At 68.9% G+C, this 16,651-nt stretch carries 17 protein-coding genes; 9 read left to right on the forward strand and 8 right to left on the reverse strand.

Annotated elements, in window-relative coordinates:
• Positions 1–16 precede the first annotated feature (16 nt).
• Positions 17–322 (reverse strand): hypothetical protein, encoded by a 306-nt coding sequence (locus RCH21_RS05900; RefSeq protein WP_326963580.1) that lies wholly within the window; start codon positions 320–322, stop codon positions 17–19.
• A 207-nt stretch (positions 323–529) separates the two neighbouring features.
• On the opposite strand from RCH21_RS05900, the gene RCH21_RS05905 reads away from it, so the two are divergent.
• The 5 genes from RCH21_RS05905 (at position 530) to RCH21_RS05925 (ending at position 3,835) form a co-directional block, all read left to right on the forward strand.
• On the forward strand, positions 530–1,276 hold the full coding sequence (locus RCH21_RS05905; protein WP_326963581.1) for a dienelactone hydrolase family protein: 747 nt from the start codon (positions 530–532) through the stop codon (positions 1,274–1,276).
• Between the two features lie 37 nt (positions 1,277–1,313).
• On the forward strand, positions 1,314–1,763 hold the full coding sequence (crcB, locus tag RCH21_RS05910; protein WP_326963582.1) for a fluoride efflux transporter CrcB: 450 nt from the start codon (positions 1,314–1,316) through the stop codon (positions 1,761–1,763).
• Positions 1,760–2,140, forward strand: a complete 381-nt coding sequence (gene crcB, locus RCH21_RS05915; RefSeq protein ID WP_326963583.1) for a fluoride efflux transporter CrcB — start codon at positions 1,760–1,762, stop codon at positions 2,138–2,140. Before crcB (RCH21_RS05910) ends, crcB (RCH21_RS05915) begins: the two co-directional genes overlap by 4 nt.
• Positions 2,141–2,210: 70 nt before the next feature.
• Positions 2,211–2,507, forward strand: coding sequence for a hypothetical protein (locus tag RCH21_RS05920; protein ID WP_326963584.1), 297 nt, complete (start codon positions 2,211–2,213; stop codon positions 2,505–2,507).
• An 89-nt stretch (positions 2,508–2,596) separates the two neighbouring features.
• Entirely contained in the window at positions 2,597–3,835 is a 1,239-nt protein-coding gene (locus RCH21_RS05925) for an MFS transporter (protein WP_326963585.1), read from the forward strand.
• A 93-nt stretch (positions 3,836–3,928) separates the two neighbouring features.
• Here the strand turns inward: RCH21_RS05925 and RCH21_RS05930 are convergent, their stop codons facing one another.
• The 3 genes from RCH21_RS05930 to RCH21_RS05940 form a co-directional block, all read right to left on the reverse strand.
• Complete coding sequence (locus RCH21_RS05930) at positions 3,929–4,510, reverse strand: hypothetical protein (RefSeq protein WP_326963586.1); 582 nt, start codon at positions 4,508–4,510, stop codon at positions 3,929–3,931.
• Between the two features lie 8 nt (positions 4,511–4,518).
• Entirely contained in the window at positions 4,519–5,667 is a 1,149-nt protein-coding gene (locus RCH21_RS05935; protein ID WP_120147206.1) for a zinc-dependent alcohol dehydrogenase, read from the reverse strand.
• A 105-nt stretch (positions 5,668–5,772) separates the two neighbouring features.
• Positions 5,773–6,690: a phosphatase PAP2 family protein gene (locus RCH21_RS05940; RefSeq protein ID WP_326963587.1), complete on the reverse strand. Its 918-nt coding sequence runs from the start codon at positions 6,688–6,690 to the stop codon at positions 5,773–5,775.
• Positions 6,691–6,776: 86 nt separating this feature from the next.
• On the opposite strand from RCH21_RS05940, the gene RCH21_RS05945 reads away from it, so the two are divergent.
• From RCH21_RS05945 to menD, 4 genes are all read left to right on the forward strand, one after another.
• The gene (locus RCH21_RS05945; RefSeq protein ID WP_326963588.1) at positions 6,777–7,862 is read left to right on the forward strand and encodes an o-succinylbenzoate synthase; all 1,086 of its coding nucleotides are present in this window, start codon (positions 6,777–6,779) and stop codon (positions 7,860–7,862) included.
• 37 nt (positions 7,863–7,899) lie between these two features.
• A complete protein-coding gene (locus tag RCH21_RS05950) occupies positions 7,900–8,703 on the forward strand; it encodes a gamma-glutamyl-gamma-aminobutyrate hydrolase family protein (protein WP_326963589.1) in 804 nt (267 codons plus the stop codon).
• Positions 8,704–8,840: 137 nt separating this feature from the next.
• Positions 8,841–10,901, forward strand: coding sequence for a PhoX family protein (locus RCH21_RS05955; protein WP_326963590.1), 2,061 nt, complete (start codon positions 8,841–8,843; stop codon positions 10,899–10,901).
• 72 nt (positions 10,902–10,973) lie between these two features.
• Positions 10,974–12,722: a 2-succinyl-5-enolpyruvyl-6-hydroxy-3-cyclohexene-1-carboxylic-acid synthase gene (menD, locus tag RCH21_RS05960; protein WP_326963591.1), complete on the forward strand. Its 1,749-nt coding sequence runs from the start codon at positions 10,974–10,976 to the stop codon at positions 12,720–12,722.
• A 10-nt stretch (positions 12,723–12,732) separates the two neighbouring features.
• On the opposite strand, the gene RCH21_RS05965 is transcribed toward menD, so the two are convergent.
• The 4 genes from RCH21_RS05965 to RCH21_RS05980 all read right to left on the reverse strand — a co-directional run bounded on the left by RCH21_RS05965 (position 12,733) and on the right by RCH21_RS05980 (position 16,613).
• Entirely contained in the window at positions 12,733–13,491 is a 759-nt protein-coding gene (locus RCH21_RS05965) for an amino acid ABC transporter ATP-binding protein (RefSeq protein ID WP_326963592.1), read from the reverse strand.
• Positions 13,492–13,496: 5 nt separating this feature from the next.
• Positions 13,497–14,282 carry an amino acid ABC transporter permease gene (locus tag RCH21_RS05970; RefSeq protein ID WP_120147200.1) on the reverse strand — a complete coding sequence of 262 codons (786 nt, stop codon included), beginning with the start codon at positions 14,280–14,282 and terminating at the stop codon, positions 13,497–13,499.
• Between the two features lie 84 nt (positions 14,283–14,366).
• On the reverse strand, positions 14,367–15,155 hold the full coding sequence (locus tag RCH21_RS05975; protein WP_120147199.1) for a transporter substrate-binding domain-containing protein: 789 nt from the start codon (positions 15,153–15,155) through the stop codon (positions 14,367–14,369).
• A 111-nt stretch (positions 15,156–15,266) separates the two neighbouring features.
• Positions 15,267–16,613, reverse strand: coding sequence for an isochorismate synthase (locus RCH21_RS05980; RefSeq protein ID WP_442784673.1), 1,347 nt, complete (start codon positions 16,611–16,613; stop codon positions 15,267–15,269).
• Positions 16,614–16,651: the final 38 nt, after the last annotated feature.

A 16,651-nucleotide genomic window follows, 5' to 3' on the forward strand; every position in this document is an offset into this window, starting at 1 on the left:
GACCGCGGAACATCCCTCAGTGCTCGCGGTGGTGGGCGTCCTCCCGGGCGCGGGAATCCTCGACGACGCGCGCAGCGAGGACGCGAGCCTCCCGCAGGCGCTCGGGCGGGCACGTCCCCACCGAGGGCATGGAGAAAGCGGTGTGGTCATCGGAGGTGTGCACGCCGGCCGAGCAGGCGCCGGGGCGGATGCACAACAGCGCGAGGAGGATGCCGCCCGCCGCGATCAGGAGGAAGGGGTAGCCGCGGGCGCCCGCGAGGAGCGCGAGCATCCCGAGTGTGGCACTGAGGAAACCTAGTGGAGAGAGGAACCTGGTGGTCATCGCACGTCCGTCGTCGTTGACTGATGTTGATGGCACCGATCGTACTCCCCGTGGCAAGCCTCTCGTCCGACTCGGACAGCACAGGGCGCGTCGCGGCCGGCCCATCAGGACAGGAGGTGCCGGTACACGTGGGCTCCTCCGTGCTGTCGTTTCCTGACGATCGTGCCGGTGTTGGCGCCGCATCACGAAGCATGCAAGCCTAGGCGAATGAGCACCGTCCAGGGCATCGAGACCCCTTCCGGCACCGTCTCCGCCTACGTGGCACGCCCCGACGGGGCCGTCAGGGGCGGCCTCGTGCTGATCCACGAGGTGTGGGGGCTCGTCGGGCACACGCGCGACGTCGCGGACCGGTTCGCGCGCGAGGGCTATGTCGTCGTCGCACCGGACCTTCTCGCGGACCAGGGAATTACCGAGGAGAAGACGCTGGGGCTGGGCGAAGCCATCGCCGGGCCCGATGACGAGGCGCGGAACCTCGCCCAGCCGAAGCTCCGGGAGCTCCTGGCGCCCCTGCAGAGTCCTGAATTCGGTGCCATCACCGCAGGGCGGGTGCAGGGCTGCTTCTCCTTCCTGCACGACGACGAGGACGTGGCGGGCCGTGTGGGCGTCACGGGATTCTGCTTCGGTGGCACCTACAGCTTCTCGCTGGCCGTCCACGAGCCGCGCCTTCTGGCCTGCGTTCCTTTCTACGGGCACGCAGCCTTCTCCGACGAGGAACTCGGGCGCATCCAGGCTCCTGTTCTCGCCTTCTACGGCCAGGACGACGAACGACTCATGGCGGCGCTGCCTGCGCTCGAGGCTGCAATGGGGGACGCCGGCGTCGAGTTCACCGCCGTCGTCTATCCCGACGCGGGCCATGCCTTCTTCAACGATTCGAACCGGTTCGCCTACCGGCAGGCATCCGCCGAGGACGCCTGGACCCGCACGCTGGACTTCCTCGCGCTGCATGTTGCCTGATCGCCAGCCCGGTCGACGCTCCGCCGGGGACCGGCCGGTGCACCTCCAAGCCGCCGGAGACCGGCCGGCGTACCTCCGGGCCGCCGACCTCGGCTTGGTGTTCATCGGCGGCACCGGTGGCACGCTCGCCCGCTTCGGGCTCGCGGAGGTACTTCCGACGCCCGAGGGTCTTCCGCTCGGCATCTTCCTGGTCAACATCATCGGCGCGTTCGCCCTCGGTCTGCTCCTCGAAGCGCTGGCGCGGCGGGGTCCCGACGAGGGGCGGTATCGCACCCTCCGCCTTCTCCTCGGAACGGGGTTCCTGGGCGGCTTCACCACCTACAGTGCGCTCGCCGTCGACTCCGCTCTCCTGATCGACGCCGGACGCGCACCCGAGGCCCTCGCTTACCTCGTGTCGTCCGTCCTTGCGGGGCTCGCGGCGACGGCGGCAGGCATTGCGGCCGGCAGCCGGGTCCGTCGTGGGCCCGCAGCGGAACCGGCTCCGTGAGCTTCGTCGTCGTGCTGGCGGTGGGTGTCGCGGGCGGGCTCGGTGCCGCCGCGCGTTTCCTGCTTGACGGTGTGATCCGTTCCCGCACCCGTGGTCCCGTCCCGGTCGGCACCATGACCGTCAATATCAGCGGTTCCTTGCTGCTCGGGCTGTTGACAGGGTTCGTGCTCGCTGCCGCGGTGCCGTCCGCGTGGACGATCATCGGCGGCACGGGATTCCTCGGCGGGTACACGACCTTCAGTACGGCGAGCAACGAGACCGTGCGCCTGATCCGGGCGGGTCACACCGGGGCTGCGCTGCTCTCGGGTTTCGGGACGGCGGTGGTGACGCTCGCCGCCGCCGCACTGGGCCTGTCGATCGGACTCCACGTGGCCTAGTCATCCGGGCGGGGAAGCGGGACGATCAAGGCCTCGGGCCGAACCGGCGGTCCGCACGAAGGAGGATCCCATGGCACCGAGCGAGTATCCCGAGATAGCCCTGCAGGTCTCGATCGCGGGGAAGGACGAATTCGGCATGTCTGCGGCACACATCCCCGGACCGCACGTGCCGGGAGTGCCGCTCGATCCCGGGCAGGTCTCCACCGTGATCCAGGACGACGACGCTCCGGACTACGCGGACGCCGGAATTCTTCGCGCCGGTGATTCCGCCCAGTCCTACGTCGGCACGGGCGACGCCGGTCAGCAGGCGGACGTGCCCGATTCCTTCGGACCCGGCGACTCCGGTGGGTACGACGGCGGCGAGTAGGCCTCTGGTGCATCGACACGACGGGCAGGATCGTCGGCGCTGACGACACCCTGGCGGGCGTCATCCCGGTCGCGGACTAGGGTGGAACGGTGCCCAAGGAAACCTTCGATCTGCGAGCGATCGCCGTGGGAGCGTACGGCCCGTCGCTGCTGTACGGGGTCGCGACAGGTGCCATCCTGCCCGTCGTCGCCCTGACCGCACGCAACCTCGGCGCGGATGTCGCCACGGCCGCCCTCGTCATCACGCTGTCCGGGATCGGATCCCTCGTCACAAATGTGCCGGCCACCCTGATCGCCACGCGCTTCGGCGAGCGGAAGGCGCTCGTGGGTGCGGCGCTCTGGTGCTCGGCCGCGATGTTCCTCGCGCTCGCGGCACCGACCCTGCCTGTCTTCGCCGCCGCAGTATTCATGGTCGGCATGGCGGGTGCGGTGTTCGGCCTCGCGCGGCAGAGCTACCTCACCGAGGCCGTCCCTCCGCATTTCCGGGCGCGGGCACTGTCCACGCTCGGCGGCGTCACCCGCATCGGTGTGTTCATAGGGCCGTTCGCGGCCGCCCTCGCCATGAGCGCGCTGGGGCTCGACGGCGCCTACTGGGTGGGAGGTGGTGCGAGCCTCGCAGCCGCCGCGCTGAGCTGGCGCGTGCCCGAGCTCGAGGCGCCGGGGCGGGGTGCGCTCGCGGCCCGGACCCCGATCGGGGCCGCGCTGGCGCCCCCGCCGGCGCCCACGGTCCGCTCGGTCATGCGCAGCCACTCCCGCGTCTTCGTCACGATCGGGATCGGCGTGCTGCTGATCGCTGCCGTGCGGGCCACACGGCAGGCAGTGCTGCCGCTGTGGGCGGAGAGCATCGGGCTGGACGCCTCGTCGACAGCGCTGATCTACGGGCTGTCCGGTGCCATCGACATGCTGATCTTCTACCCCTCCGGCAAGATCATGGACGTCAAGGGCCGCCGCTGGATCGCCGTGCCGTGCATGCTCATCATGGGTACGGCGCTGACCCTGCTGCCCCTGACAGTCGACGCGGTGGGACTGCTCCTGGTCGCACTGCTCATCGGCTTCGGCAACGGGATCGGCTCGGGCATCGTCATGACGCTCGGCGCGGATCTGTCGCCGTCGCCCGGCCGCCCGCAGTTCCTCGGGATCTGGCGCCTGCTCACGGACTTCGGCACCATGGGTGGTCCGGCACTGCTCGCCCTCGTGACAGCTCTGGCCACACTCTCTGCGGGTATCTGGGCGACGGCGGTCCTCGGCTTCCTCGGAGCCGCTGTCCTCTGGTACTGGATCCCGCGCGCCGCTCCCGGTTCTGCGGAACCCGCCGTCGCGCGCGGCTGATCGCCGTGGTCACTCACAACTGATCAGCCGTGGTCACCCATGGCCGATCACCGCAGTCCACGCGACCCCGCCAGGTGCGGGTGTCCTCCTGGCTCAGCCGCGCCCGCGACGCCGGATCGCCCGGGCCACCAGGACAGCGCCGGCCGTCGCCGCGACCCACGGTCCGCCGACGACGATCGGATCCAGCCATTGGTGGTTCACGTCCACGCGCCGCTGCCCGAACCGCGAAGCGATACCGTGCCTGCGCCCCTCGGACAACACGCCCGTCTCGGTGATCGGGTTGTCCGGCCGAAGCTTCGCGATCGAGACGAGGTGGGAACTCCAGGCGTCCACCCGATCTCCGGCCAGCAGCAGGAGCCAGTGGGCTGCGCGGGCCTCGCTGTACCGGTAGGCGTAACGGCGGATGCTGCCCGAGACTCCCTTGAGGGGCACGCTCGTGCCGAACACCGGCGTCAGCTGCCCATGCTCGATTGAGCGCTCCCGGTTCTCCCCGCCCTGCTGCTCCTCGGGGTAGTCCCAGTGCGCGCCGGTTCCTGCGGGGTCGAACACCTCCTGGGGGTAGGAGGGCCGGTCCTTGGGATCGAGGTCCACGCCCCATCCGGGGATCCGGGCGCGGAGTGCCTCGGCCGTGGGGATGTCCTTGGGCTTGTTGGCGACGTAGGGCGTCGACGGCATGGTGTCTCCTAGCTCGGGTTCGCGATGATGAGCGGCTTGATGCAGTTGTCGAGCTTCGCCGAGAACATGTGGTAACCCTCGGCGATGTCCTCGAGTGGGATCCGGTGCGTGACGATGTCGTTCGGCTTGAGGTATCCGTTCCTGATGTGGTCGAACAGGCGGGGCCACTGCCGCTTCACCGGGGTCTGGTTCATGCGCAGCGTCAGGCCCTTGTTGAGTGCGTCCCCGAACTTCACGGCGCTGAAGATGGGCCCATAGGCGCCGACGACGGACACCGTCCCGCCCTTGCGCACCGCATCGATGGCCCAGTTGAGCGCGATGGGTGAGCCGCCCTGGAGCTTCAGCTTGGTGCCGGTCACGTGCTGCAGGAAGTTGCCGTCCGCTTCCGCGCCGACGGCGTCTATGACGACGTCGGCCCCGAGGAAGTCGGTCGTCCTCTTCATCTCGACGACGATGTCGTCGTACTCCCCGAAGTTGAAGGTCTCCGCATGGGCGAAGGTGCGGGCCTTCTCGAGCCGGTACTCGAGGTGGTCGATGACGAGCACGCGTCCGGCTCCCATGAGCCAGGCCGATTTCGCCGCGTAGAGCCCCACTGGGCCGGCGCCGAAGACCACCACGGTGTCACCCTCGACGATGCCACCGAGTTGCGCGCCGAAGTAGCCCGTGGCGAGCGCATCGGTGAGCAGGACCGCGTCCTCGCTGTCCATCCAGTCGGGGATGATGGTCGGTCCTACATCGGCGAAGGGCACGCGCACGAACTCCGCCTGGCCGCCGTCGTACCCGCCGGTGGTGTGGGAGTAGCCGTAGATGCCGCCCACCGCCGTCGCGTTGGGATTGACGTTGTGGCAGTTCGAGTACAGGCCGCGGGCGCAGAAGTAGCAGGACCCGCAGTAGACGTTGAAGGGCACCATGACGCGGTCGCCCCGCTTGAGGTTCTGGACGGACGGGCCCACCTCCTCGACGACCCCGATGAACTCGTGGCCGAAAGTGGTGCCCACACGGGTGTCCGGCATGAGGCCGTGATACAGGTGCAGGTCCGAGCCGCAGATGGCGGCCGTGGTCACCCGGATGATGGCGTCGTTGGGGTGCTCGATCCTCGGCATCGGTTTTTCCTCGACCCGGATCTTGTAGGGCCCGCGGTAGACCATGGCTTTCATCAATCGCCTCTTTCGTCGCTGGTAGGGCCAGCGTGGCACTGCCCGGGCGGCCCTACAACGACGGGATGGAGCACGGAAAGGGCGTGCGGACCGGTTCCGCGGGTGTTACGGCACGACCGCCCGGGCAGAGGTCCGGCGGGCCTGGTCCGCGAAGAGCCAGCCCGCTGCGGCGGAGAGCGTGAAACCGACGCCGACGATCCACGCCAGTCCCCACCAGAAAAAGAGCGGAAGGGTGGCCGTGCCCGGTACCGGCGCCGGGCCGATGGCCTGGACGGAGAAATAGAGCACAGCGGACAGCACCAGGCTCCCGGGGCCCAGCACCCAGCAGAGTCCCAGCCAGCCGCGGGAGGACGCCCAGCCCCTGCCGAACCCCTGCCAGTCGTTCCAGCGGTTGCCGGTCCGCATGATGATCAGCCCACCGATGAGCGTCCAGATGCCGACGACGAGGAGGGCGGCAACCACGTCCGCCGGACGGTGCCACAGGTTGATGTAGGTCGCCACGCCCGCCAGGACGGAGTAGGCGCCGCCCACTGCGGCGGCGAAAGGTCGCCAGCGCGGCGTCATGATGATGAAGACCGCGGCGGCCGCGGAAGCAGCGAGCGTCGTATGCCCTGACGGTAATGAATTGAAATCGAGCGTCGCCACGCCGCGATCGGGACGGTCGAAGACCACGTTCTTCAGCAGTTGCGTGGTCAGGTTGGACGCCACGATGACGGCGACCGCGATGGCGGCGGCTCCGTACCGGTGCCGCCGGACGATGACGAACAGTATGGCTGCCGCCGCGATGACCACCGAGATGGTGGGCAGGGTATCGAGGAAGCGAAGGAAGGGCAGTTGCGTGTCCGGTGCTGCGACCCCGGCCTCCTGCCAGGCGGACTCGTCGGCGAACTGGCCCGTGGTGGTTCGAACGAAGGCCCAGTAGGTCCAGCCGAGTGCGGCAGCGCATACCGCCGCGGCCAGCACGAACACCAGCGGCGCCCGTGCCGCCCGTGCCGTGGTCGTGGAGCTGTGCTGCGATTCCATCGGATCAATCGTTCCACACCAACCTTGGAGTTCCGTCACCGCCGAGGGACCTCGGAGCGGCGCGGTCGCTGACGTAGCCTGAGGGCGTGACGCCACCCCACCCCGCACCGCCCATACCTTCACTCGAGGAGCTGGCAATCTCGGCGCGGGTCGTGTCGATCCCCATGCGCGTGAAATTCCGCGGTGTCCTCGAGCGCGAATCCCTCCTGGTCCGCGGTCCAGCGGGATGGGGCGAGTTCTGCCCCTTCCTCGAGTACGACGACGCCGAGTCCGCACCCTGGCTCGCGTCCGCGATCGAGGCGGCCTGGTTCGGATTTCCGTCGGCTGTCCGGACGAGGGTGCCCGTCAACGCGACGGTCCCGGCCGTCGGACCGGATGCGGTGGAGGGCGTGCTGTCCCGTTTCGGCGCGGTCGGCGCGGTCAAGGTCAAGGTGGCGGAGAAAGGCCAGTCGCTCGCGGACGACGTCGCCCGGGTCGGCGAGGTGCGCCGCCTCCTGCCCGACGCCGACATCAAGGTGGATGCGAACGGCGGCTGGGAGGTGGGGGAGGCGCTCGTGGCACTCGATGCACTCAGCCGCTTCGACCTGCAGTACGTGGAGCAGCCGGTGGCGGACATCCCGGGTCTGCGCGCCGTGCGGCTGGAGCTTCGACGTCGGGGGGAGAGCGTCCTGGTGGCTGCCGACGAGAGTGTCCGGAGGCAGGAGGATCCGCTGCTCGTCGCCCGGGAGGATGCGGCAGATCTCCTCGTCATCAAGGCGCCACCACTCGGAGGCGTGCGGAGGTCGCTCGACATTATCGATCGCGCAGGGCTTCCCGCCGTGGTCAGTTCGGCCCTCGATACCTCCGTCGGTATCCGGGCGGGCGTGGCGCTCGCGGCCGCCCTCCCGGACCTGCCCTACGCGTGCGGGCTCGCCACGGTCTCCCTGATGGCCGGTGACGTCGCGGACGCCCCACTCGTGGCGCAGGACGGGCACCTTCCCGTGCGCGACGTCGCGGTGTCGGAGGAGAAGCTGCAGCGCTTCGCCGCCGCTCCTGCAAGGAGGCAGCGGTGGCTGGACCGCCTGGGCCGGGCCCATGCCGTCCTGGCCGGGGTGGAGCGGGATTCGTTCGGCCGGGAAAACGACACGGGAAAATCACACAGCGGAAATACGGGGTCAACAGGGGAGCGCTAGGTTAGATCGTCAATGGTCTTGTGAAAGGAACAGAACCTTGACAATCTCGGACTCGCTGCCGCGTCCCGTGGTCGGCCTGACAACCTACCTCGATCCCGCCGTGACAGAGGGCTGCGGAACGATCGAGGCGGCATTCCTGCCCCAGAACTACCTCGCGCCCGTGCTTGCCGCGGGAGCCATCCCGGTTCTGCTGCCGCCGCAAGGGACCGACGGCGGAGTACTCGAGCAGTTGCTGCCCAGGCTCGACGGCGTGATCGTCGTCGGTGGCTGGGACGTCGATCCCGCCCGCTACGGGGCCGAGCCGCATGCCGAGACCGACAGGCCGCACCGGCTGCGTGACGCCTGGGACTCCGCAGTGGTGCAGGAAGCCGTCCGGACCGACCTGCCGCTCCTCGGCATCTGCCGCGGCGAGCAGATACTCAACGTGGTTCTCGGCGGATCGCTGCACCAGCACCTGCCCGACCTCGTGGGCGAGGGCACCTACCAGCCCGGTGACCACCGCTTCAATCCCATCCCCGTCGACCTCCGCCCCGGCTCCCACGTCGCACAGGTGCTGGGGTGCACGCACGTCGAGGCCGTGCCCGTCTCCCACCACCAGGCCGTCGACCGGCTGGGGTCCGGCCTGCAGGCGTCGGCGTGGAGTGCCCACGGCGTCGTCGAGGCGATCGAACTCGGGCAGAACCGTTTCTGCATCGGCGTCCAGTGGCACCCCGAGCAGAGCCCCACCGAGACGGCCCTGTTCGACGCCTTCGTCCAGGCGGCCAGGGAACGGCAACTGGGCCGTTCCCTTCCGATCCAGGTCGACGCTGCTCTCCGGGATGTGAGCCTCCCGGCGAGCTGAAGGATCGGCCTCCGGCGTCGGAGGAGCGTGTTCGACCGCCGTTCACCCTGCGTTCACCGGCAGGGACCGGGGCGGTCAGGGAACCTCGGCAGGGTGGGGTCGAACGCCGTTCATCTTTTTGAGAGGTTCCATCCCCCATGACTGAAACCACGCGTCGCCTGTTGCCCATGCTCGGCCACACCAAGGGCAAGCGCAGTGCCGTCACCTGCGCGCTGAAGTGCGACAGTGCGTGCTCCGACGCTGTCTGCAATACATCCAGGAACACCTACTTCCGCGACATCGTCTCGAACGAATTCTCCCGGCGCAGCGCCCTCGGCGCGGGCGCCGCCGGAGCACTGACGCTCCTGGTCAGCAGCCAGCTGGGTGCGGGTTCTGCCCAGGCAGCGCCGCCTCCCGGCAAGGGCTACCTCAAGAGCAACCTCCCCTTCGAGCCCATCGCGCCCGTCGATGCGATGGTCGACGCGATGACCGTCCCCGAGGGCTACGACTGGAACCCGGTGATCCGCTGGGGCGATCCGCTGTTCCGCACCTCGCCTGCCTTCGATGCGAACAACCAGACGGCCGCCGCGCAGGCGCTGCAGTTCGGCTACAACTGCGACTACACCGACGTCATCGAGATCGAGGGCAGCAAGGGCCGCCGCGCGGTGCTCTTCGCCAATCACGAGTACACGAACGAGACCATCATGGTGCCGCCGACCCTCGCCGCCGCCGAGGTGCGCGGGATCGGCAAGGCCGCCCACGGGCTGTCCGTCGTCGAGCTCGAGCGGAAGAACAAGAACAAGCCGTGGACCTACGTCCAGGGAGCGCCCCTGAACCGCCGTTACCTGACCACCACCCCGTACGAGGTGACGGGCCCGGCCGCGGGGTCCGACCTGCTGAAGACCAAGGACGATCCCGCGGGTCGCACCATCCTGGGGACGCTCGGCAACTGCGCCGGCGGCACGACACCGTGGGGCACCATCCTCTCCGGCGAGGAGAACTTCAACGGCTACTTCGTGGCGACCGGCACCAGTGCCGGTGATCGCCGCTACGGCATCACCAATCGCCCGACGGCGCGTGGCTGGGAGATCGACGAGCCACGCTGGGACACCCGGAACGCCGGCTACGAGAACGAGAAGAACCGCTTCGGCTACATCGTCGAGGTCGATCCGCTCGACCCGACCTCCACCCCGAAGAAGCATTCCGCCCTCGGCCGTTTCAAGCACGAGGGCGCGAACGTGACCGTCGCCGCTGACGGCCGCGTGGTGGCCTACATGGGCGACGACGAACGCTTCGACTACCTCTACAAGTTCGTGTCGACGAACAAGGTGCGACCGGGCACCGATCCTGCCGCGCGCAAGGCCAACATGACGCTGCTGAGCGAGGGCTCGCTGTACGTCGCCCGCTTCCAGGGCAACTCCGTGGCCGAGATCGACGGTACCGGCACGCTGCCTTCGGACGGTGCCTTCGACGGCGTCGGTGAGTGGCTTCCCCTGCTGATCGACAACAGGTCGGTCGTCGCGGGCATGTCCGCCGCCGAGGTCACCGTCTTCACGCGCCTCGCTGCCGACACGGTGGCGCCGACCAAGATGGACCGCTGCGAGGACGTCGAGCCGAACCCTGCCACGGGCAAGGTCTACGTCGCCTGCACCAACAACACCAACCGTGGCGTCGGTTCGAACGCCGCCGCCGACGAGGCCAACCCCCGCTCCCTGAACCGGGACGGTCACGTCGTGGAGCTGACCGAGGCGGGCGGCGACGCGACCGGCACACGATTCACGTGGAATCTGCTCCTCGTCTGCGGCGATCCCGCCCGCAACCAGGCCACCTACTTCGCCGGCTACCCCAAGGACAAGGTCTCGCCGATCTCCTGCCCGGACAACGTGGCCTTCGATTCGCAGGGCAACCTCTGGATCTCGACGGACGGCCAGCCGAGCACGGTGGGATTCAACGACGGGCTGTTCAAGGTGGGCCTCGAAGGCGCTGAGCGCGGACGGGTGCAGCAGTTCCTCGCGGTGCCCCGCGACGCAGAGACCTGCGGTCCCGTGATCCACGACCAGGACGGAACCGTCTTCGTCGCGGTGCAGCACCCGGGCGAGGACGGTAGCTGGGCGGCCCAGCTCTCCTACTTCCCGGACTATGTGCTCACGGGCGCCGTACCCGCGCCGGGTGAAGCCGCACTCCCGCGGCCCTCGGTGGTCCAGGTGTACCGGGCATAGGACGCGCTGCAACCGACGCACCCCCTCCTTCGGGAGGGGGTGCGTCCGTGTCGGGGGTGTGAGGATGGAGGCGTGACCGAAACTGCTGCGTTCCCTCCGGCCCCCCTCGACTCCGCCGTGTCGGCAGCACGTGCCGTTCGGGCCCTCGTGGCGGGAGGCGTCACCGACGTCGTCATCGCTCCGGGGTCCCGCAGCGCACCGCTCGCCTACGCCCTCGCGGAGGCGGAGGCGGCGGGTCTGGTCCGCCTGCACGTCCGCATCGACGAACGGTCCGGTGCCTTCACGGCGCTCGGTCTGGCCCTCGGCGGGCAGCGGGCAGCGGCGATCGTGACGACGTCGGGCACGGCCGCGGGCGAACTGCTGCCGGCCGTGATGGAGGCCAACCACGCGGCTGTGCCCCTTATCGTGGTGACGGCAGACCGGCCCGGCGAGCTGCGGGGGACCGGCGCGAACCAGACCACCGTGCAGCCGAACCTCTTCGGCGTCCATGTGCGCGCGGGCCTCGACCTCGAAGCGGGGGAGGAACCGGGCAGCCTGATCGGCGAGGCCCTCCGTACTGCACTCGGACGTCCCGTGGACGGCCTGGCCACACAGCCACCCGGGCCCGTGCACCTCAACCTCGGTTTCCGTGACCCGCTGGTGCCCGACGGCGCATCCGCGGACGGGTCGGTGCCCTCGATCCCCGCCGGCTCGGTGCCCTCGATCCCCGCCGGGTCGGTGGCCTCCTCTATCATCGACGCCCGCCCGACGGTGGATCGGCGCTCGACCGCGGACGCGCCCCGGTCCGTCGGCAACGCCACCGTCGTGGTCGCCGGCCACGGTGCCGGTGAGCTCGCCGCGGTGTTCGCAGCCCATCTCGGCCTCCCATTGCTGGCCGAACCGTCGTCGAACGCGCGCTTCGGAAGCAGCGCCATCGCCCCGTACCGACTGCTCCTCGAGCACATCGGCCCGGCCATCACCCGGGTGGTGACGTTCGGCAGGCCGACGCTCTCCCGGCCGGTCACCGCACTTCTGGCGAGATCCGACGTCGAGCACGCGCTGTACCTTCCCGAGCCCGTGTCCTGGTTCGACGAGGGCCGACGCCCCGAGCGCATCATCGACAACCTGCCTGAGCTGATCGATTTCGCCGGACCCGGGGAGCACGGCTGGTTGCGATCCTGGCGGGAAGCCGGGGCTACGGCGGAGGCGGCCATCCAGGTGCTCCTCGCCGACGAGGACCGCATCACGGGGCTGCACGTCGCCGACGCCGTATGGGAGCACACCGACGGGAACCTGGTGCTTGGATCCTCCAATCCCATCCGCGACGTGGACCTCGTCGCCGCAACCGACTGGCATCCGCTGGAGGTCTTCGCCAATCGCGGGCTCGCCGGGATCGACGGCACCATCTCGACAGCCACTGGCGTGGCGCTCGCCGCAGGCATACCGACACGCGTGCTCCTGGGGGACCTGACGTTCCTGCACGACGTCGGCGGCCTTCTCCTGGGAAGCGGGGAACCGCAGCCCGACCTGCACATCGTGGTCCTCAATGACGGTGGCGGCGGGATCTTCGGTCTGCTCGAGCACGGCGCGGAGTCGACGACCGCCCGCTACGGGGCCGCTGTCGAGCGTCTGTTCGGGACTCCGCACACCGTGGACATCGCGGCGCTCGCCGCGGCCTACGGACTCCGATACGAGCGTGCCATCACCCTCACCGAGCTGGATACGGCGATGGAGCGGCCCATCGTGGGCCGCTCCATCCTCGAGGTCCGGGCGGACCGCAGTACGCTCCGGGACCTGCACGCACGCATCCGCCGGGCTGTGGCGGACGTCATCGTCCTCTAGGGCTTCTCCGTCAGAGCACCTTCGACAGGAACAGCTTCGTCCGCTCGTGCTGCGGGTTCCCGAGGACGTCCTCGGGCTTTCCCTGCTCGACGACGACGCCGCCGTCCATGAAGACCACGCGGTCGCCGACCTCACGTGCGAAGCCCATCTCGTGGGTGACCACCATCATGGTCATGCCCTCCCTGGCCAGCTGTTTCATGACCTCGAGTACGTCACCGACCAGTTCGGGGTCCAAGGCACTCGTGGGCTCATCGAACAGCATCATGTCCGGATCCATCGACAGCGCGCGGGCGATGGCCACGCGCTGCTGCTGGCCACCGGAGAGCTGCGCGGGGAAGGCCTCGGCCTTCTCCGACAGGCCCACCTTCTCGAGGTTCCTCAGGGCGATCTGTGTGGCCTCGGCCTTGCCCCGTTTCTTCGCACGCTGCTGCGCGAGCGTCAGGTTCTTCAGGACGCTGAGGTGCGGGAAGAGGTTGAACTGCTGGAAGACCATCCCGATCCGGGTGCGGATGCCGTCGAGGTCGGTCTCCTCGTCGGTGATGTCGACACCCTCGACCATGACGGTCCCGCTCGTGGGCTCCTCGAGCCGGTTGACGCAACGGAGCAGTGTCGACTTGCCTGAACCCGACGGGCCGATCACGCACACCACCTCGCCCTGGTCGACGTGGAAGTCGATGCCCTTGAGTACCTCGTTGCTGCCGAAGGTCTTGCACAGGGCGCGTACCTCGATGGCGGGCACGGCCGCGGTACCCGATGCTGGCTGGGCCACCGGAATCACCGGCCTCTCTTGTTGTGTCGTTCGAGCTTCGCGACCAGCTGGGTCAGCGGCAGCGTGATGACCAGGTACAGCAGTGCCGCCACGACGAGCGGCGTCGCATTGGCCTGGCTGGTGAGGGCATCACGGGCGAAGGTGGTCAGTTCTCGGTCGCCGATGGCCATACCCGCGATGAACAGGAGGGACGTGTCCTTGATGAGGATCACGAGCTCGTTGGTCAGGGGAGGGGTGATGATGCGGAACGCCTGGGGGAGGACGACGGTGATCATGGTCCAGGCAGGGTTCATGCCCAGGGACCGTGCCGCCTCGACCTGGCCCTTCGGCACCGCCTCGATGCCGGCGCGGATGGTCTCTGCGATATAGGCCGAGGAGACGATGATGAGGGCGATCAGGCCCGCACCGGCGTTGCCGCCCGGCGGACGCCACTGGAACGCGATGGGAACCGCGTAGGCGAAGCCGAAGATCACGAGCAGGGCGGGCAGCCCGCGGAACAGTTCGATGTAGGCGGTCGCCAGCCAGCGGTACGGCAGGACCGGCGAGAGCTTCATGAGCGCCATGAGGAGCCCGATCAGCAGGCCGCCGACGAAGGCGATCGCCGTGTACACCACGGTGTTCTTCGCCGCGATCGAGACGATCTCCGGGAACGTGGCCACGGCGACGTCGAGGTCGAAGAAGTTGGACTGGATCTTGCCCCAGTCCGCGGCGAGGATGACGAACAGGACGACGGCGGCGAAGGCCGCGTAGAGGACGCCCTGGGTGAGGCGTCTGCGTGTCGATCGTTTCACGCGGGGGAACTACCTTCCTTCGGAAGTGGCACCCGCGCGGCACCGGGAGTCTCGGACTGCCGGTGCCGCGCGGGTCGGGTCGGGCTACTCCGCGAAGTAGGAGTCGTAGATGTCCTGGTAGGTGCCGTTGTCCCGCAGCGCGGCCAGCTGCTCGTTCACTGCGGTGACCAGTGCCTCGCTGCCCTCCTTGGCCATGATGAAGCCGTACTGCTCATCCGTCTGGTATTCCTCTGCGATGGTGAAGGCGCCGTCCTCGGTGTGGCCGATGTTCACGGGCAGGTCCTGCAGGAGGGCGTCGACGTTGCCGGCCTGGACGGCGGCGTACATCTCGGCATCCGAGGGGAACTGGATCAACTCGGCCTCAGGAGCATTCTCCGATGCGTAGGTCTCACCGGTGGTGCCCTGCTGGACGCCGACCTTCTTGCCGGCGAGGTCGTCGATCGAGGCGATGTCCGAATCCGTGGGGACCAGGAGGGACTGCAGCGAGTCGTAGTACGGGTCCGAGAACGCGAGGTTCGCCTGGCGCTCCTCCGTGATGGTGACGGCGCTGGCCCCGATATCGCACTGGCGGGCCGCGAGGACCGCGCCACTCTGGAGGCCGTTGAACTCGACGTCCTGAACGGCGAGCTCGAGGTCCATCCCGGTGGCGATCTCCCTCATGAGGTCCATGTCGAAGCCGGTGTATTCACCGTTCTCCTCGAACTCGAAGGGCGGGTAGGGGATGTCCGAGCAGACGGTCAGCGAGCCCTCGGCCACGAGGTTCAAACCACTGTCCTCGCCGGAGCCGGCGTCGTCGGAGCCTCCGCCACACGCGCTGAGGGCGAGGGCGCCGGCGGCCATGGCGGCCAGCATTGCGGATTTCTTGGAAAGCATGGGTACCTCACGTGTGCGGGAAGGGGGAGCGGAAAAAGGTCCTGCTGATTCTAGCTACGAAAGCGAGATGTGCGTCACAGGCTACAGGCATTGCTTATTGGTAACCAAGATTCAGGAGGGGGCGGACAGTCCCAGGGCCTCGATCATGGGCCGGAACTTGCTCCAGGTCTCCGCGAGCTCGGCGTCGGGCAGGGAACCCTCGACGATCCCGCAGCCCGCATAGAGCCGCACGCGCGTCGGCGTCTCGACGACGGCGCCGCGCAGGGCGATGCCCCACTCGCCGTTGCCTCCGGCGTCGATCCAGCCCACGGGACCGGCGTAGGGGCCGCGCTGGAGATGCTCGAGTTCGCGGATCAGGGCGCCGGCGACGGTGGTGGGCGTGCCGCACACAGCGGCGGTGGGATGGAGCGCCTGGACCAGAGCCAACGACGTCGGCACCTGTCCGTCGTCGTCCACGGCCAGCTGGGCGGTGACGTCCGATGCGAGGTGCCAGACATTCGGGAGCTGCAGGACGAAGGGCTCGCTGTGGGAGGTCATGGAGCTGGTGAACGGCTGCAGCGTCTCGGTGAGCGAGTCGATGGCGATCTGGTGCTCATGCAGCTGTTTCTCCGAACCGGCGAGCACGCGGTTCGGATAGTCCGGATCGTCGGCCGGGGCATTGGCGCGGTCCAGGGTGCCGGCGAGGACACGTGCCTGCGCGGTGTTGTTCTCCACCTTGATGAGCATCTCCGGCGTCGAGCCGATCAGTCCGTCGACGGCGTAGGTCCAGCAGTCCTCGTAGCGCACGGCGAGTTCGCGCAGCACCTGCGCCGTGGCGACCGGCGTCTCGAGGTGCGCGACGACGTCCCGTGCCAGCACGAGCTTGCTCAGCTCTCCGGCCTGCACGTGCTTGACGCCACGTGCCACGGCGAGCTTGTACTGGTCCTCGCTGAGGACGCCCGGGCCGAGCCTGTCGTCGGGCCTGGGGGAGCGGTCGGGATCGGGTTCCACGAGGTAGGCCGCCAGCGCGGCTTCCGCTGCTTCGGCGCTCAGTTCCGCCTCGGCGTCATCCGTGATGTAGGTCAGCCAGGCCCTGCCCTCGCTGCAGCCGAGAACCACCTCGGGGACGATCAGGCGGGACTCGTGCAGGGACGTCTTCGAGAAGGCGAAGGAACCGAAGGCGATCAGTCCGGATCCGGGAACACCGAGATCGTCCTGCACCGCGGCTCCGGCGAGCTCGCGTCGCCACCATTCCTGGGCCTGGGTGAAGCGGTCCGGCCCGGTGACCGTGAAACGCGCCGTCTCACCGTAGGCGACAAGCCCTTCGCCGCGGCGTATCCAGGTGCGGGCGTCGTTGCGCACCACGTATCCGAGAAGGCCCGACTGCGGATCCATGTCGCCGCGTGCCACCGTGATGCTGCGGAGCCCGCGGGACTGTCCGGGCGCAGGCGTCAGCGCGGTGAGGGACGGAGTGCTCATGATGCCTCAAGCGTACTCCGCGGCCTGCAGCCGGATCC

Origin of the sequence: Arthrobacter sp. PL16 (genome assembly GCF_035985055.1) — a bacterium.
In the GTDB taxonomy this organism is placed as follows: domain Bacteria; phylum Actinomycetota; class Actinomycetes; order Actinomycetales; family Micrococcaceae; genus Arthrobacter_D; species Arthrobacter_D cheniae.

Bases quoted from the DNA above. Each gene is read 5' to 3' on its own strand.
- RCH21_RS05900 (WP_326963580.1), bottom strand. From the start codon at position 322: ATGACCACCAGGTTCCTCTCTCCACTAGGTTTCCTCAGTGCCACACTC.
- RCH21_RS05905 (WP_326963581.1), top strand. From the start codon at position 530: ATGAGCACCGTCCAGGGCATCGAGACCCCTTCCGGCACCGTCTCCGCC.
- RCH21_RS05975 (WP_120147199.1), bottom strand. From the start codon at position 15,155: ATGCTTTCCAAGAAATCCGCAATGCTGGCCGCCATGGCCGCCGGCGCC.
- RCH21_RS05955 (WP_326963590.1), top strand. From the start codon at position 8,841: ATGACTGAAACCACGCGTCGCCTGTTGCCCATGCTCGGCCACACCAAG.
- RCH21_RS05940 (WP_326963587.1), bottom strand. From the start codon at position 6,690: ATGGAATCGCAGCACAGCTCCACGACCACGGCACGGGCGGCACGGGCG.
- RCH21_RS05980 (WP_442784673.1), bottom strand. From the start codon at position 16,613: ATGAGCACTCCGTCCCTCACCGCGCTGACGCCTGCGCCCGGACAGTCC.
- RCH21_RS05920 (WP_326963584.1), top strand. From the start codon at position 2,211: ATGGCACCGAGCGAGTATCCCGAGATAGCCCTGCAGGTCTCGATCGCG.
- RCH21_RS05930 (WP_326963586.1), bottom strand. From the start codon at position 4,510: ATGCCGTCGACGCCCTACGTCGCCAACAAGCCCAAGGACATCCCCACG.
- RCH21_RS05935 (WP_120147206.1), bottom strand. From the start codon at position 5,667: ATGAAAGCCATGGTCTACCGCGGGCCCTACAAGATCCGGGTCGAGGAA.